Origin of the sequence: Escherichia sp. WS3063 (assembly GCF_046486595.1) — a bacterium.
Classification (GTDB): Bacteria; Pseudomonadota; Gammaproteobacteria; order Enterobacterales; family Enterobacteriaceae; genus Escherichia; species Escherichia coli.
The window spans coordinates 51,529-67,675 of the sequence record NZ_JBJQKY010000018.1 but is presented as its reverse complement, the minus strand read 5'-3'; the positions used below and the strand labels follow the sequence as shown (position 1 = coordinate 67,675).

Here is a 16,147-nt window from a genome sequence, read left to right as displayed (position 1 = left end):
TTATGCGTTCTTCCTAACTAACTCTCATAACCGAGAGAAATCATTGAAAAGTGCAAGCCCCATTAACAGCACCAGCAGAATCGAGCCAATGCGATAACAAAAGTCTTGAACCCGCTCGGATACCGGTCCGCCCTTGATCTTTTCGATCGCAAGGAACAGCAGATGCCCCCCGTCAAGTACGGGCAACGGAAACAGGTTAATTATCCCTAAGTTCACGCTAATAAGCGCAAGAAACGGCAGGTAATAAACTACCCCGAGTTCCGCTGTCATCCCAGCCCCCTTGGCGATAGAGATCGGCCCACTGAGGTTGTTCAGTTTCACATCACCGGTGATCAATTTTCCCAGCATACTGACCGTCAGCTTCATCAACTGCCACGTTTTGTCCGTGGCTTCGACGATAGCGTTGAACGGCCCATACTGGCGTACAACTTTATACTCATCAGGCAAAGGAATGACTTTCGGCTCAATACCGACAAAACCAATCGCTTTACCATTACCCGGTTTACTCTCCGGGATTAATGTCAAAGACAAGGGACTCCCCTGCCTTTCGATTTCTAACGCTAAGGATTTACCCGGGTTATCCCGGACAAGCATCACAAAGGTCACCCACTGCGTTAAGGGCTGACCATCGACTTTAACGATCCTGTCGCCTGCTTGCAAACCTGCCTTGCTTGCCGCCGAGTTTGGCTGCACATTTTCCAGTACAGGTTCAATTTGCGGCCCACGAGGACGAATCCCCAGCGAAGTTACCGGATCTTCTTTATCAGGCTCAAACGCCCAGTGACGTAAATCGAGCTTTACATCCCGCCGTTGGTCGCTGCCAAATGGCGCTACCGTAATGGTGGTGCTTTCATCGCCAATTTTATCGACCAACTGCAAACGCACGGCATCCCAATCAGGCGTTTCGATACCATCTACGGCTTTTAGTTCCGTACCTGGTGCAATTTGTGCTTCCGCAGCTATCGAATTGGCTGCTATTTCGCCAACCACCGGACGTACGCCAGGCACACCAATAATAAAAACCAGCCAGTAGGCAAAGATAGCAAAAATGAAGTTTGCAACCGGACCTGCGGCAATAATCGCCGCTCGTTGGCCGACAGATTTATTATTGAAGGCATGGTGGCGGAGTTCCGGAACGACCGGTTCTGCGCGCTCATCCAGCATTTTGACATAACCGCCCAACGGGATCAGGGCGATAACATATTCGGTGCCGAGCTTATCAGTTCGCCGCCAGAGCGCCTTACCAAACCCTATAGAGAAACGCTCAACGCGAACACCACAACGCCGGGCAACCCAGAAATGACCAAATTCATGCACGGTGATAAGTACACCCAGTGCAACGATGAACGAAGCCAAATCCCAGAGAAAACTCAGCATATTACCTTCCGTTAAAGCGTCCTGAATACCAGTAACAACAAGCAAGCAAAGACCGGTACCGCAGCCGTCAGGCTATCAATACGATCTAAAATACCACCGTGTCCTGGAATTAAATGACCGCTGTCCTTAATTCCTGCTTCACGCTTAAACATACTTTCGGTCAGATCGCCGAGCACTGAGGCTAACGCTGCGACAATAGAGCAAATGAGTAAGGTGACGGGAGCGACGTCGAGATTCACCCACATGCCATAACCCCATGAGATTACCGCTGCGGTCGCGAGTCCACCGATAAAGCCTTGCCAGGTTTTACCCGGAGAAACCTTCGGTGCCAGTTTATGTTTACCAAACAATTTGCCAAACATATATGCGCCAGAGTCAGCGCCCCATACCAGGATCATGACATAGAGCAGCCATATAGCGCCACTGTAATGATTCTCGTCGTAGTGCCAGGCCCGTAACGCCAGCATGCCCCAGAAGAAGGGAACAATGGTTAGCACGCCAAAAATAATGCGCAATGTTTTAGAGTTACGCCAGATTGCTGCGGAACCTGGGTAAAACAGCACCAGCAATAGCGCGACAATCCACCAACCCAGCGAAGCCCAAAGTGAGATTTCAACCAGCGGTTGATGAATATTTCGGTGATATTCCGGCAACAGAAAAAGCATCAGCGCCAACAATAACCCGCATAACACCGCCAACCATACTCGCTGCGAACGAGTGGTAAAACCGCTAAGCTGTCCCCATTCCCACGCTGCCAGCATACAGACCACCAGCGTTACAATGGCGAACCCCACCGGCGGCAACAGAAACAACGCCGCGATGACGACGGGTATTAACACAAAAGCAGATATCAGGCGATACTTCAGCAAAAGCGACCCCCATCAGGCTGTTTCATCACCGGGCTCGGTGCCGCCGAAACGACGCTCTCGATTAGCAAAGGCATTTAACGCCCCTTCAAAGTCTTGTTCATCGAAATCGGGCCAGAGAACATCTGTAAAGTAAAGTTCGGCATAGGCAATTTGCCAAAGCAAAAAGTTACTAATGCGATGCTCCCCCCCAGTCCTAATTACTAAATCTACAGGGGCCAGTTCATGCATACAGACATGCTGGTTTAGCATCTCTTCATCTATCTGATCTGGTTGCAGGTTTCCTTGCTGCACCTTTTCAGCCAGTTGCCTGACTCCCTGGACTATATCCCAACGTCCACCGTAGTTCGCCGCAATATTCAGCGTCAGACCGGTATTCCCGGCTGTTAGCGCTTCAGATTTACGAATACGTTCTTGCAAACGCGAGTTAAAGCGACTGGTATCGCCAATAATACGCAGACGCACGTTATGTCGGTGCAGACTCTTTACTTCGCTATCAAGCGCCCACACAAACAGTTCCATTAACGCACTGACTTCCTGCGCTGGTCGGTTCCAGTTTTCACTACTAAAGGCATACAGAGTTAACGCCTCAATACCGTTGTTGGCCGCAAAAGAGACAGCCCGGCGGACGGATTTTGCCCCGGCTTTATGCCCAAAGGCACGAATCTTCCCTTGCTTTTTTGCCCAGCGACCATTGCCGTCCATAATGATCGCAACATGACGACAGCCATGCGCTGGCAATTTTTCGCTAAGTGGTTGAGTAGCAGACAACATCACGCGTTTCTTATTCCCTGACAGGGTTTACGGTACTCAGGAATACTGAAGCCTATACAAAAAAAAGCCGTGTAAAACCACGGCATACCTGACCTTATAAAGCCAACTACTTACGATCAGATGGCGCAGACTATATCACTGAAGCCCTACGCTAACAAATAGCGCGACTCTCTGTAGCCGGATTATCCTCAGCTTGCGAGACGCATCACCTCTTTTCTGGCGACTTCACGCGCGTTCGCATCAACAGATAACACATCGTCCACACATTGTGGTTCGCGCATATACATTTTTTCCAGTACGGATAAATTCAACGCGGCGATATCCGTAAAGCGGATTTGTTGCGCAAGAAAAGCAGCAACGGTGATTTCGTTTGCGGCATTCAATGCTGTCGTCGCTGCCTGGCCTTGTTCGAACGCATCCATCGCCAGTTTCAGGCATGGATAACGATCATAATCCGGTGCGGCAAATGTCAACGCACTTAGTTTGCAAAAATCGAGCGGCTTCACGCCAGAGTTCACGCGATTCGGCCATGCCATGGTGTGGGCAATTGGCGTACGCATATCCGGTTCCCCCAGCTGCGCCAGAACACTGCCGTCCTGGTAGCGCACCATTGAGTGAATCACTGACTGCGGGTGAATCAGCACTTCCATCTGGCTGGCGCTGGCGTTAAACAGCCAACGCGCTTCAATGTATTCCAGACCTTTGTTCATCATGGTAGCCGAATCGACGGAAATTTTACGTCCCATCGACCAGTTCGGATGACGGCAGGCTTGATCGGGCGTCATTGTTGCCAAATCGCGCAATGGCGTCTCACGGAAAGGGCCACCAGACCCGGTAAGTAAAATGGACACCACGCCATTTTGCTCAAGGTCAGCGTATCCCAGATTATGCTGGATAGGTTGCGGTAAACTCTGAAAAATAGCGTTATGTTCGCTATCGACCGGTAACAATTGCGCTTTGCTCTGCTTTACGGCGTCCATAAACAGACGTCCGCAGGTAACCAGTGATTCTTTATTGGCCAGCAAAATGGTTTTACCCGCGCGGATCGCAGCAAGCGTAGGTAACAGCCCAGCAGCGCCAACAATGGCTGCCATCACCTGATCAACATCCTCAAGCGCAGCCATATCGCAAGCGGCTTGTTGCCCACTTAAGACTTCGGTGCGGCTCCCCTGTTGCTGTAGCATCGTTTTAAGAAGTTTCGCACTCGCTTCATCGTCCATTACGGCATAGCGGGGAGAGAATTCCAGGCACTGTTCTACCATGCGAGTGACATTTTTGCCTGCCACCAGCGCAACTACGCGGAAGTGTTCGGGATTATGGCGCACCACGTCCAGCGTGCTGCAACCAATCGAGCCGGTCGAGCCCAGAATGGTGAGTTGCTTCATGAAACATCCAGAGTTGAGACAGAATAAAAAGCAAAACGCCGCCAGCCGATCCGCAAGGATCTACTGAGCGGCGTTTTTGTCGTTCAAGAAATCAGAACTGCATCAGTTCTGCTTCTTTGTCTGCCAGCGCCGCTTCAATTTTCTTGATTGCAGCATCAGTCAGTTTCTGTACATCGTCCTGAGAACGGCGATCGTCGTCTTCGCTGATCTCTTTATCTTTCAACAGTGCTTTCACTTTGTCGTTCGCGTCACGACGCACGTTACGTACTGCAACACGCGCTTGTTCTGCTTCACCACGAACGATTTTGGTCAGATCTTTACGACGTTCTTCCGTCAGCGGCGGCAGCGGAACACGGATGTCGCTACCCGCAGAGTTCGGGTTCAGGCCAAGATCGGACGCCATAATCGCTTTTTCAACGGCCGGAGACATTGAACGATCAAACACGTTGATTTTCAGAGTACGGGAATCTTCTACCGTTACGCTTGCCAGCTGACGCAGCGGCGTCGGCGTGCCGTAATATTCCACGACAATGCCATCCAGCAGGCTGGGAGAAGCACGACCCGTGCGTATTTTGCTGATTTGGGTTTTGAACGCTTCTACGCATTTGTCCATGCGTACTTCAGCATCTTTTCTGATATCGCTAATCACGTTACGAATCCTTGAAAACTTGTCTCAGTCAGACCAGACAGTCACACACAGTGGAAGTGTGCTAAGTATAGCCCTGATTAAACATATTACGGGTAAGATCCCCCGCGATACTTACGCGGAATCTTACCCTTATTTATCCATCACGGGAATTATTCCGTGATTAAAGTCCCTTCTTTTTCACCCATTACCACACGGCGCAGCGCACCCGGTTTGTTCATGTTGAAAACACGAATCGGTAATTTATGGTCACGAGCCAGCGTGAAGGCCGCCAGGTCCATGACTTTCAGCTCTTTTTCGAGCACTTCGCTGTAAGTCAGTTGCTCGTACATGGTTGCGGTTGGATCTTTCGCCGGATCAGCAGTAAACACGCCGTCAACTTTGGTTGCTTTCAGCACCACATCGGCTTCAATTTCGATACCACGCAGGCAAGCTGCTGAGTCGGTGGTAAAGAACGGGTTACCTGTACCAGCGGAGAGGATCACCACACGGTTGTTGCGCAACAGGCTGATAGCTTCTGCCCAGCTGTAGCTGTCGCACACGCCATTCAAGGGAATAGCGGACATCAGACGAGCGTTCACATAGGCGCGGTGCAGTGCATCACGCATTGCCAGGCCGTTCATTACGGTCGCCAGCATCCCCATGTGGTCGCCCACAACGCGGTTCATACCCGCTTTCGCCAGACCAGCGCCACGGAACAGGTTACCCCCACCAATCACCACACCAACCTGAATACCCAGTTCAACCAGTTCTTTGATTTCCTGAGCCATGCGATCCAGTATGCTTGCATCAATACCGAAGCCTTCAGTGCCCTGCAGAGCTTCGCCACTCAACTTAAGCAGAATGCGTTTATAGACGGGTTTTGCATTGGTAGCCATGTTTCTTTCCTGAGACTGTCAACGATTGAAATGAATTAATACTAGCGACATTGTACGTCGCTTTTCAGCGCAGCCCCACAAGGGTTAGCTGAATTTACAAGATGGGCACAAAAAGAAGCCGCCCTCAGGCGGCTCCTTTTCGATAATTAAGACTGCTTGGACATCGCAGCAACTTCTGCTGCAAAGTCAGTCTCAACTTTCTCGATGCCTTCACCCACTTCGAAGCGGATGAAGCCAGTCACTTCAGCGTTATGCTCTTTCAGCAGCTGACCAACAGTTTTGCTTGGTTCCATAACGAACGGCTGACCGGTCAGAGAAACTTCGCCGGTGAATTTCTTCATGCGGCCTTCAACCATTTTCTCTGCGATTTCTTTCGGCTTACCAGACTGCATCGCGATATCCAGCTGTACCTGGTATTCTTTTTCTACCACTTCAGCGGATACGTCTTCTGGTTTGATGAATTCTGGCTTGCTTGCAGCAACGTGCATAGCGATGTGTTTAACCAGCTCTTCGTCAGCGCCTTTAGCAGCAACCAGAACGCCGATACGCGCACCGTGCTGATAAGAACCCAGAACGTCGCCTTCCAGCGCAGCAACACGGCGAATGTTGATGTTTTCACCAATTTTCGCTACCAGCGCAACACGTTCTTCTTCGAACTGTGCTTTCAGAACTTCAACGTCAGTGATTTTGCCAGCAACAGCTGCGTCCAGAACTTTGTCTGCGAACGCCTGGAAACCAGCGTCTTTTGCAACGAAGTCAGTCTGGCAGTTAACTTCCAGAATGATGCCGTAGTTGCCGTCGATTTTGGTTTTGATCACGCCGTCAGCAGCAACGTTGCCTGCTTTTTTCGCTGCTTTAATAGCACCGGACTTACGCATGTTTTCGATTGCCAGCTCGATGTCGCCGTTAGCTTCAGTCAGTGCTTTTTTGCAATCCATCATGCCTGCGCCAGTACGCTCACGCAGCTCTTTTACCAGGGATGCGGTAATTTCAGCCATTCTAAAATCCTCGGAGATGTGATCTGCCCGGCATTAAACCGCACAGATATAAAAGTGAAAAAGGGGGCCATATGCAGGCCCCCTAACCAAACGTGTACTACCTGGTCTATAAGGGCTCGTACGAGCGTGCCTTATTACTCAGCTTCTACGAAGCTTTCTTCCGCCTGGGAAGCCAGATCCTGAGAACGGCCTTCACGTACGGTTGCAGCAACAGCGCCCAGGTACAGGGTCACAGCACGGATTGCGTCGTCGTTACCCGGGATAACGAAGTCAACACCGTCCGGATCAGAGTTGGTATCAACGATAGCAAATACTGGAATACCCAGGTTGTTTGCTTCTTTGATAGCAATGTGTTCGTGGTCAGCATCGATTACAAACAGAGCGTCCGGCAGACCGCCCATGTCTTTAATACCGCCCAGGCTGTTTTCCAGTTTCTCCAGCTCACGAGTGCGCATCAGCGCTTCTTTCTTGGTCAGCTTGTCGAAAGTACCGTCCTGAGACTGAGTTTCCAGGTCTTTCAGACGTTTGATGGACTGACGAACGGTTTTCCAGTTAGTCAGCATACCGCCCAGCCAGCGATGGTTCACGAAGAACTGGTCGCAGCTCAGAGCAGCGTCTTTCACCGCTTCGCTTGCAGCGCGTTTAGTACCAACGAAAAGGATTTTACCTTTGCGAGAAGCAATCTTGTTCAGTTCAGCCAGAGCTTCGTTGAACATCGGTACAGTTTTCTCAAGGTTGATGATGTGAACTTTGTTACGCGCACCGAAGATGAACGGCTTCATTTTCGGGTTCCAGTAACGGGTCTGGTGACCGAAGTGAACACCAGCCTTGAGCATGTCGCGCATGGAAACAGTTGCCATGATTAAAACCTCTATATAAAAGTTGGGGTTATGCCTCCACGTATCCCATATTACCGACCCCAAAGGGCACCCCGGAATATGTGCCGATACGTGTGTGTTGTTACACAAAGTGAGATTGTCGCTTCCGTCCAGTCTGTGTATACGAAATGGATCGGAAGTCCGGCGCGCTTTATACCACAAATACGTCGCGGACACCAATAATTGTTGGCGCTGTGTACAGCATCAGACGTTGAATTTTCTATTATAGAAAACCTTCAGTGGCACGTTTGGCGAAATTCAGAATGATTCTCAATTTGCCCGGGTGTGATACCATTGACGGCACTTACATATATATTGTCGGTATCACCGACGCTGATGGACAGAATTAATGGCTATCTCAATCAAGACCCCAGAAGATATCGAAAAAATGCGCGTCGCTGGCCGACTGGCTGCCGAAGTGCTGGAGATGATCGAACCGTATGTTAAACCGGGCGTCAGCACCGGCGAGCTGGATCGCATCTGTAATGATTACATTGTTAATGAACAACACGCGGTTTCTGCCTGCCTCGGCTATCACGGCTATCCGAAATCCGTTTGCATCTCTATTAATGAAGTGGTGTGCCACGGTATCCCGGACGACGCCAAGCTGCTGAAAGATGGCGATATCGTTAACATTGATGTCACCGTAATCAAAGATGGTTTCCATGGCGATACCTCGAAAATGTTTATCGTCGGTAAGCCGACCATCATGGGCGAACGTCTGTGCCGCATCACGCAAGAAAGCCTGTACCTGGCGCTACGCATGGTAAAACCTGGCATTAATCTGCGCGAAATCGGTGCGGCAATTCAGAAATTTGTCGAAGCAGAAGGCTTCTCCGTCGTTCGTGAATATTGTGGACACGGTATTGGTCGCGGCTTCCATGAAGAACCGCAGGTGCTGCACTATGACTCCCGTGAAACCAACGTCGTGCTGAAACCGGGGATGACGTTCACCATCGAGCCAATGGTCAACGCGGGTAAAAAAGAGATCCGCACCATGAAAGATGGCTGGACGGTAAAAACCAAAGATCGCAGCTTGTCTGCACAATACGAGCATACTATTGTGGTGACTGATAACGGCTGCGAAATTTTGACGCTACGCAAGGATGACACCATCCCGGCGATAATCTCGCACGACGAATAAGATGAAGCCGGCGAATGCCGGCTTTTTTAATGCGATAATTTAATCTTATGGGTGGCGCACAATGAATACCCTTCCAGAACAGTACGCAAACACCGCTCTCCCCACCCTGCCCGGTCAACCGCAAAATCCATGCGCCTGGCCCAGTGATGAATTAACCGTTTGTGGGATAAAAGCCCATATTGATACGTTCCAGCGTTGGCTGGGTGATGCCTTTGACAATGGAATCTCTGCAGAAGAGTTGATTGAGGCGCGTACCGAGTTTATCGACCAGCTCCTGCAACGGTTATGGATTGAAGCGGGATTCAGCCAGATTGCCGACCTGGCATTGGTCGCCGTCGGTGGCTACGGTCGTGGCGAGCTGCATCCACTTTCTGACATCGATTTACTGATTTTAAGCCGTAAAAAGCTCCCGGACGATCAGGCGCAAAAAGTGGGCGAGCTGTTAACGCTGCTCTGGGATGTAAAGCTGGAAGTGGGTCATAGCGTGCGCACGCTTGAAGAGTGCATGCTGGAAGGGTTATCGGATTTAACCGTCGCCACCAATTTAATCGAATCCCGCTTATTAATTGGCGATGTTGCGCTGTTCCTCGAACTGCAAAAACATATTTTTAGCGAAGGATTCTGGCCTTCCGACAAGTTCTACGCGGCGAAAGTTGAAGAACAGAACCAGCGCCATCAGCGTTACCACGGCACCAGCTACAACCTTGAACCAGACATCAAAAGTAGCCCCGGCGGCTTGCGCGATATCCACACTCTGCAATGGGTGGCCCGCCGTCATTTTGGCGCAACATCGCTGGATGAAATGGTAGGGTTTGGCTTCTTAACCTCTGCGGAGCGAGCGGAATTAAACGAATGCCTGCATATATTGTGGCGCATTCGCTTTGCCCTGCATCTGGTCGTCAGTCGTTACGATAATCGCCTGTTATTCGATCGCCAGCTTAGCGTCGCCCAGCGTTTGAATTACAGTGGTGAAGGTAACGAACCGGTCGAGCGGATGATGAAGGATTACTTCCGCGTTACACGCCGCGTCAGTGAACTCAACCAGATGCTGCTGCAACTGTTCGATGAAGCCATCCTCGCCCTTCCCGCCGACGAAAAACCACGTCCAATCGACGATGAGTTTCAGCTACGCGGAACGCTGATCGACCTGCGTGATGAAACACTATTTATGCGCCAGCCAGAAGCCATCTTGCGTATGTTCTACACCATGGTGCGCAACAGTGCGATCACCGGCATTTACTCCACCACGCTACGCCAGTTACGCCACGCCCGTCGCCATCTGCAACAACCTCTGTGTAATATTCCGGAAGCGCGAAAACTGTTTTTGAGCATTCTGCGTCACCCCGGAGCGGTGCGGCGCGGGCTATTGCCAATGCATCGCCATAGCGTGCTCGGCGCGTATATGCCGCAATGGTCGCATATCGTCGGGCAGATGCAGTTTGATCTGTTCCACGCCTACACGGTGGATGAACATACTATCCGCGTGATGTTGAAACTGGAGAGTTTTGCCAGTGAAGAAACGCGCCAGCGCCATCCGTTGTGTGTGGACGTCTGGCCGCGCCTGCCGTCAACTGAGCTGATTTTCATCGCCGCGCTGTTTCACGATATCGCCAAAGGACGCGGCGGCGACCACTCCATTCTCGGTGCTCAGGATGTAGTGCATTTTGCCGAACTCCACGGGCTGAACTCACGCGAAACACAGCTGGTCGCCTGGCTGGTTCGCCAGCACTTGCTGATGTCGGTGACAGCACAGCGCCGCGATATTCAGGACCCTGAAGTCATCAAGCAGTTTGCCGAAGAAGTTCAAACGGAAAATCGTCTGCGCTATCTGGTATGCCTGACAGTGGCTGACATTTGCGCCACCAACGAAACGCTGTGGAATAGCTGGAAGCAAAGTCTGTTGCGCGAACTCTATTTTGCCACCGAAAAACAGCTACGACGCGGAATGCAAAACACGCCGGATATGCGCGAACGGGTTCGCCATCACCAACTCCAGGCGCTGGCACTGCTGCGCATGGATAACATCGACGAAGAGGCGCTGCACCAAATTTGGTCACGCTGTCGTGCTAACTATTTTGTCCGCCATAGCCCAAATCAACTGGCCTGGCATGCGCGCCATTTATTACAGCATGATTTAAGCAAACCGCTGGTATTGCTTAGTCCGCAGGCTACGCGTGGAGGCACCGAGATTTTTATCTGGAGCCCGGACCGCCCCTATCTGTTTGCCGCCGTCTGTGCCGAATTAGACCGCCGCAATTTAAGTGTTCACGACGCACAAATTTTCACCACTCGCGACGGTATGGCGATGGATACCTTTATAGTGCTGGAACCCGATGGTAGCCCGCTATCCGCAGATCGTCATGAGGTTATTCGGTTTGGTCTGGAGCAGGTGCTGACACAAAGTAGCTGGCAGCCACCGCAGCCCCGTCGCCAACCTGCCAAATTGCGCCATTTTACTGTTGAAACCGAAGTAACGTTTTTGCCGACCCATACCGACCGCAAATCGTTCCTTGAGCTTATCGCTCTCGACCAACCAGGACTGCTGGCACGAGTCGGGAAAATTTTTGCCGATCTGGGAATTTCGCTTCATGGTGCCCGAATTACAACCATTGGCGAGCGAGTAGAAGATTTATTCATAATTGCCACCGCTGACCGGCGTGCGCTTAATAACGAGTTGCAGCAGGAAGTGCATCAGCGGTTGACAGAGGCCCTCAATCCAAACGATAAAGGGTGATGTGTTTACTGATATGAAAAGAGTTTAACAATGCAGCAGTTACAGAACATTATTGAAACCGCTTTTGAACGCCGTGCCGAGATCACGCCAGCCAATGCAGACACCGTTACCCGCGAAGCGGTAAATCAGGTGATCGCCCTGCTGGATTCCGGCGCACTGCGTGTAGCGGAAAAAATTGACGGTCAGTGGGTGACGCATCAGTGGTTGAAAAAAGCGGTGCTGCTCTCTTTCCGTATTAATGATAATCAGGTGATCGAAGGGGCAGAAAGCCGCTACTTCGACAAAGTGCCGATGAAATTCGCTAACTACGATGAAGCACGTTTCCAGAAAGAAGGCTTCCGCGTCGTGCCACCAGCGGCAGTGCGTCAGGGCGCGTTCATTGCCCGTAACACCGTGCTGATGCCGTCTTACGTCAACATCGGCGCATATGTTGATGAAGGCACCATGGTTGATACCTGGGCGACCGTCGGTTCCTGTGCGCAGATTGGTAAAAACGTCCACCTTTCCGGTGGCGTGGGTATCGGCGGCGTGCTGGAGCCGCTGCAGGCTAACCCGACCATTATTGAAGATAACTGCTTCATCGGCGCACGCTCTGAAGTGGTTGAAGGGGTGATTGTCGAAGAAGGTTCCGTCATCTCTATGGGCGTATACATTGGTCAGAGCACCCGTATTTATGACCGTGAAACCGGCGAAATCCACTACGGTCGCGTTCCGGCAGGGTCTGTGGTTGTTTCAGGTAATCTGCCGTCGAAAGATGGCAAATACAGTCTCTACTGTGCAGTTATCGTTAAGAAAGTTGACGCGAAAACTCGCGGTAAAGTTGGTATTAACGAACTGCTGCGTACCATCGACTAAAAGTATGTACACGGGCAGCGCGACGCTGCCCGATTGCTTTCTGGCTCAGAATAATTCGTCCTACTCATTTTCCCCCTTTTTTAAATACTTTTTCATCTTGTTTCGGACTGTCATGTAATTCGCAAAATGAAGATAAATGTGCTAATCCATCCCATGGAATATCGCCACAATAAAGCAGGTAATTTTTTGATTTTTACGCCATGATAGAAGTCTGGAAGAAAAAGGCTTTCTGCGATCACAGTCGAGCCGGGCGGGCCAGGCCAAATGCTAAAATAAGCACAATTTACTGACTCATTTTGAGGTAACGCTATGTACGACAATCTGAAAAGTCTGGGTATTACCAATCCTGAAGAAATTGATCGTTACAGCCTCCGGCAGGAAGCCAACAACGATATTCTGAAAATCTATTTCCAGAAAGACAAAGGCGAGTTTTTCGCCAAGAGCGTGAAGTTTAAATATCCGCGTCAGCGTAAAACGGTCGTCGCTGATGGTGTGGGTCAGGGTTATAAAGAAGTCCAGGAAATCAGCCCGAATCTACGGTATATCATTGATGAGCTTGATCAAATCTGCCAGCGTGACCGCAGCGAAGTTGATCTTAAGCGTAAGATCCTCGACGACTTACGTCACCTGGAGTCAGTAGTAACCAATAAGATCAGCGAGATTGAAGCCGATCTGGAAAAACTGACGCGTAAATAATGTCATTCTGTGGGCCGGGTAAAGTCTCACCCGGCTGTAATTTTGTCATCGACCTACCGCTCTTCATCCAGTTGTAACGCCACATACAGCAGCAACCTGTCATCAAAATTGCCCAAATCAAGCCCGGTCAGTTCCGATATACGATTAAGCCGATATTCCAGAGTATTACGATGAATAAACAGCGCCTTTGACGTTGCCAGCGGCTGCACGTTATGGCGAAACCACGCCGCCAGCGTACGTCGCAGCAAGCCGTTATTATCCATCGCTTTCAGCCGCGCCAGCGGTCGCGCCAGTTCGTTGGCCTGCCAGTCGCCACGCAAACTGTCGAGTAACACAGGCAACATCAGATCCTGATAAAAATAGCAGCGACTTTCTGGCATCCGCTGTTTACCCACCACCATCGTCGTTTTCGCCGTACGATAGGATCGGGCAATACTGCCAGGACCGGTAAAATAGTTGCCCAGCGAAACGCGAAAACGCAGCTGGCCGTACTCTTTCATGCGGGTAATGAGTTGTTCAACTCGCTTACGATGATCTTCTGCATCCCAGCGCCCAAAAGAGTTCAACGCCGGTTTCAACACCACCATTTCGGTCAGCGAAACAATTGCCACCAGATTATTACGCTCGGGCGTAGTCAGCGCGTTTTGCAGTTGCTGTAACTCCGCCATTGCGCTGTCCACGCCAAGCTGACCGCTGTCGACCTCAACAATAGCCACCACTCGCGGTTGATTGAGATCGATCCCCAGCCGTTGCGCCCATTCAGTAAGTGCGGGAGTATTCTCCTCAGCCTGAATCAGGTTCATCACCAGTTCTTCCCGCAAACGGCTATCCTGCGCCAACAGGTGCATCAACCGCGACTGTTCCAGCATCATTTCAGCCGTCATGCAGACCAGTTCGCCATATTTACGCAGATTCTCTGGTTCACCTGTCAGGCCAATTACGCCGACAATTTCACCTTCCAGCCGTAACGGTAGATTAATCCCCTGCCGCACACCGTGCAGATGACGTGCCACCGCGTCATCGATATCGACGACTCGTCCTTGTGAAAGTACCAGCAATGCTCCTTCGTGCAATTCACCAATACGCTCACGATCGCCGCTGCCGATAATTCGCCCGCGGGCATCCATTACGTTGATATTGGTATCGATGATGCGCATGGTACGTGCCACGATATCCTGCGCCATTTTGGTATCAAGATGCCAGCCAGCCATAAGTCCTCCATTATGCACGGCTTAGCATAAGGAAGTACGTAACGTACGGCATTGTGCAAATGCCCAAAGGATGATGAAGATGTATGGAGTTGTGGTGAAGTTCACAGATTGTAAGGAGAACCCCTTCCCGTTTTCAGGAAGGGGTTGAGGGAGATTACTGCATTAACAGGTAGATGGTGCTGTCGCCGCGCTGAATGTTCAGTGCCAGCACAGACGGTTTGCTGTCGAGAACTTTACGCAGTTCAGCGATGTTTTTCACTGCCTGCTGGTTCGCGCCAATAATCACATCACCTTTCTTCAGGCCGATCTGCGCAGCCGGAGTGCCCGTTTTCACGTTGTTCACCACCACGCCCTGATCTTTGCCTTTGTTGCTCATCTCAGCGCCTTCAATGCCGTTGAAGATGGTGCTGGAATCAACCTGATTCTGGCTGCTCTGCTGAAGTTCCAGGTTCACGTTAACCTGCTTCCCGTCGCGCAGTAAGCCCAGGGTCAGTTTGCTACCTACCGGCATAGTGCCCACCTGAGCACGCAGTGCGGCAAAGCTGCTGATTGGCTTACCGTTCAGTGAGGTGATCACATCACCCGCTTTAATACCCGCTTTCGCGGCGGAAGAATTCGGCAGAACCTGGCTTACGAAAGCACCGCGCTGGGCGTCAACTTTCATCGCTTTCGCCAGATCGGAGTTCAGCTCAGTGCCCATAATACCCAACTCACCACGTTTCACCTGGCCGTATTCCACCATCTGCGAGGTCAGGTTTTTCACCATGTTGCTCGGGATAGCAAAACCGATACCGATGTTTCCGCCGTCCGGTGCGAGAATCGCGGTGTTGATACCAATCAGTTCGCCGTTCAGGTTAACCAACGCACCACCTGAGTTACCCCGGTTGATCGCTGCATCGGTCTGGATGAAGTTTTCGTAGTTTTCAGCGTTCAGGCCGCTACGTCCCAGCGCAGAGACAATCCCGGAAGTTACTGTCTCGCCCAGGCCGAACGGGTTACCAATTGCTACGGTGTAATCACCCACGCGCAGCGCATCAGAATCCGCCATCTTAATTGCGGTCAGGTTTTTCGGGTTCTGGATCTGGATCAGCGCGATATCAGAGCGCGGATCTTTGCCAACCATCTTCGCGTCGAACTTACGACCATCGCTCAGTTGGACTTTAATCACCGTCGCGTTATCAACAACGTGGTTGTTGGTGACGACATAGCCTTTATCGGCATCAATGATGACGCCGGAACCCAGCGCCATGAATTTCTGTTGCTGGCCGCCACCATTACCGCCCTGGCCACCCTGGCAGAACGGAGAACTCTGGAACGGAGAACCTTCCTGGCAGAACGGAGAATCATCACCGAAGAACTGCTGGAAATTACGCGGCATACGCGGCGTATTAACGGTTGTGCTACCTTCTACGTTAATGCTGACCACTGAAGGCATCACCTTTTCGAGCATCGGTGCAAGGCTTGGCATCTGCTGGGCTGTCGTTGCTGAAGAAGTCTCAGCCGCCGTTGCAGAGAGCGGAGATAACGCCAAACCTAAACTCAGAGCCAGTGCACTCAGTGCTAATGTGGTTTTTTTCATGTATTTCAGTCTCGATTAACAGATAACGCAAAATTGCTGTGTTCTTCAGATTCGTTTTATAGCGCGAAGTTCCGAACTAAAGTTTCTGCAAAAGGTAAAAATTTATTGTTCGTCTTTACAAAAGCC

General features: G+C 51.0%; 14 protein-coding genes. 4 read left to right on the top strand and 10 right to left on the bottom strand.

Going from position 1 to position 16,147, the window contains the following annotated elements; genetic code table 11:
- Nucleotides 1–24: 24 nt before the first annotated feature.
- From rseP to rpsB, 8 genes are all read right to left on the bottom strand, one after another.
- Nucleotides 25–1,377 carry a sigma E protease regulator RseP gene (gene rseP, locus ACJHYW_RS17085; RefSeq protein ID WP_001314482.1) on the bottom strand — a complete coding sequence of 451 codons (1,353 nt, stop codon included), beginning with the start codon at nucleotides 1,375–1,377 and terminating at the stop codon, nucleotides 25–27.
- 11 nt (nucleotides 1,378–1,388) lie between these two features.
- On the bottom strand, nucleotides 1,389–2,246 hold the full coding sequence (gene cdsA / locus ACJHYW_RS17080; protein WP_000922440.1) for a phosphatidate cytidylyltransferase: 858 nt from the start codon (nucleotides 2,244–2,246) through the stop codon (nucleotides 1,389–1,391).
- A gap of 12 nt (nucleotides 2,247–2,258) precedes the next feature.
- Complete coding sequence (gene ispU / locus ACJHYW_RS17075) at nucleotides 2,259–3,017, bottom strand: (2E,6E)-farnesyl-diphosphate-specific ditrans,polycis-undecaprenyl-diphosphate synthase (protein ID WP_001295562.1); 759 nt, start codon at nucleotides 3,015–3,017, stop codon at nucleotides 2,259–2,261.
- 188 nt (nucleotides 3,018–3,205) lie between these two features.
- Nucleotides 3,206–4,402 carry a 1-deoxy-D-xylulose-5-phosphate reductoisomerase gene (ispC, locus tag ACJHYW_RS17070; RefSeq protein ID WP_061093016.1) on the bottom strand — a complete coding sequence of 399 codons (1,197 nt, stop codon included), beginning with the start codon at nucleotides 4,400–4,402 and terminating at the stop codon, nucleotides 3,206–3,208.
- A 91-nt stretch (nucleotides 4,403–4,493) separates the two neighbouring features.
- Nucleotides 4,494–5,051 (bottom strand): ribosome recycling factor, encoded by a 558-nt coding sequence (frr, locus tag ACJHYW_RS17065; protein ID WP_000622418.1) that lies wholly within the window; start codon nucleotides 5,049–5,051, stop codon nucleotides 4,494–4,496.
- A 149-nt stretch (nucleotides 5,052–5,200) separates the two neighbouring features.
- Nucleotides 5,201–5,926 carry a UMP kinase gene (pyrH, locus tag ACJHYW_RS17060; RefSeq protein ID WP_000224573.1) on the bottom strand — a complete coding sequence of 242 codons (726 nt, stop codon included), beginning with the start codon at nucleotides 5,924–5,926 and terminating at the stop codon, nucleotides 5,201–5,203.
- 146 nt (nucleotides 5,927–6,072) lie between these two features.
- Nucleotides 6,073–6,924 (bottom strand): translation elongation factor Ts, encoded by an 852-nt coding sequence (tsf, locus tag ACJHYW_RS17055; RefSeq protein ID WP_000818114.1) that lies wholly within the window; start codon nucleotides 6,922–6,924, stop codon nucleotides 6,073–6,075.
- A 134-nt stretch (nucleotides 6,925–7,058) separates the two neighbouring features.
- The gene (rpsB, locus tag ACJHYW_RS17050; protein WP_000246882.1) at nucleotides 7,059–7,784 is read right to left on the bottom strand and encodes a 30S ribosomal protein S2; all 726 of its coding nucleotides are present in this window, start codon (nucleotides 7,782–7,784) and stop codon (nucleotides 7,059–7,061) included.
- Nucleotides 7,785–8,151: 367 nt separating this feature from the next.
- Here rpsB and map point away from each other — a divergent pair, with 367 nt between their 5' ends.
- The 4 genes from map to ACJHYW_RS17030 all read left to right on the top strand — a co-directional run bounded on the left by map (nucleotide 8,152) and on the right by ACJHYW_RS17030 (nucleotide 13,231).
- Nucleotides 8,152–8,946, top strand: a complete 795-nt coding sequence (gene map, locus ACJHYW_RS17045; RefSeq protein WP_001018194.1) for a type I methionyl aminopeptidase — start codon at nucleotides 8,152–8,154, stop codon at nucleotides 8,944–8,946.
- Between the two features lie 61 nt (nucleotides 8,947–9,007).
- A complete protein-coding gene (gene glnD, locus ACJHYW_RS17040) occupies nucleotides 9,008–11,680 on the top strand; it encodes a bifunctional uridylyltransferase/uridylyl-removing protein GlnD (protein ID WP_001094561.1) in 2,673 nt (890 codons plus the stop codon).
- A gap of 30 nt (nucleotides 11,681–11,710) precedes the next feature.
- On the top strand, nucleotides 11,711–12,535 hold the full coding sequence (gene dapD, locus ACJHYW_RS17035) for a 2,3,4,5-tetrahydropyridine-2,6-dicarboxylate N-succinyltransferase (protein ID WP_001186656.1): 825 nt from the start codon (nucleotides 11,711–11,713) through the stop codon (nucleotides 12,533–12,535).
- A gap of 309 nt (nucleotides 12,536–12,844) precedes the next feature.
- On the top strand, nucleotides 12,845–13,231 hold the full coding sequence (locus ACJHYW_RS17030) for a DUF3461 family protein (protein WP_000272188.1): 387 nt from the start codon (nucleotides 12,845–12,847) through the stop codon (nucleotides 13,229–13,231).
- Between the two features lie 53 nt (nucleotides 13,232–13,284).
- Here ACJHYW_RS17030 and cdaR read toward each other — a convergent pair whose 3' ends face one another.
- Entirely contained in the window at nucleotides 13,285–14,442 is a 1,158-nt protein-coding gene (gene cdaR / locus ACJHYW_RS17025; RefSeq protein ID WP_000929439.1) for a DNA-binding transcriptional regulator CdaR, read from the bottom strand.
- A 154-nt stretch (nucleotides 14,443–14,596) separates the two neighbouring features.
- Entirely contained in the window at nucleotides 14,597–16,021 is a 1,425-nt protein-coding gene (gene degP, locus ACJHYW_RS17020) for a serine endoprotease DegP (protein ID WP_000753942.1), read from the bottom strand.
- Between the last annotated feature and the right edge of the window lie 126 nt (nucleotides 16,022–16,147).

Coding starts and splice junctions, on each gene's coding strand:
- dapD (WP_001186656.1), top strand. CDS start 11,711: ATGCAGCAGTTACAGAACATTATTGAAACCGCTTTTGAACGCCGTGCC.
- ispU (WP_001295562.1), bottom strand. CDS start 3,017: ATGTTGTCTGCTACTCAACCACTTAGCGAAAAATTGCCAGCGCATGGC.
- glnD (WP_001094561.1), top strand. CDS start 9,008: ATGAATACCCTTCCAGAACAGTACGCAAACACCGCTCTCCCCACCCTG.
- rseP (WP_001314482.1), bottom strand. CDS start 1,377: ATGCTGAGTTTTCTCTGGGATTTGGCTTCGTTCATCGTTGCACTGGGT.
- tsf (WP_000818114.1), bottom strand. CDS start 6,924: ATGGCTGAAATTACCGCATCCCTGGTAAAAGAGCTGCGTGAGCGTACT.
- map (WP_001018194.1), top strand. CDS start 8,152: ATGGCTATCTCAATCAAGACCCCAGAAGATATCGAAAAAATGCGCGTC.
- ACJHYW_RS17030 (WP_000272188.1), top strand. CDS start 12,845: ATGTACGACAATCTGAAAAGTCTGGGTATTACCAATCCTGAAGAAATT.
- cdaR (WP_000929439.1), bottom strand. CDS start 14,442: ATGGCTGGCTGGCATCTTGATACCAAAATGGCGCAGGATATCGTGGCA.
- pyrH (WP_000224573.1), bottom strand. CDS start 5,926: ATGGCTACCAATGCAAAACCCGTCTATAAACGCATTCTGCTTAAGTTG.
- rpsB (WP_000246882.1), bottom strand. CDS start 7,784: ATGGCAACTGTTTCCATGCGCGACATGCTCAAGGCTGGTGTTCACTTC.
- degP (WP_000753942.1), bottom strand. CDS start 16,021: ATGAAAAAAACCACATTAGCACTGAGTGCACTGGCTCTGAGTTTAGGT.
- ispC (WP_061093016.1), bottom strand. CDS start 4,402: ATGAAGCAACTCACCATTCTGGGCTCGACCGGCTCGATTGGTTGCAGC.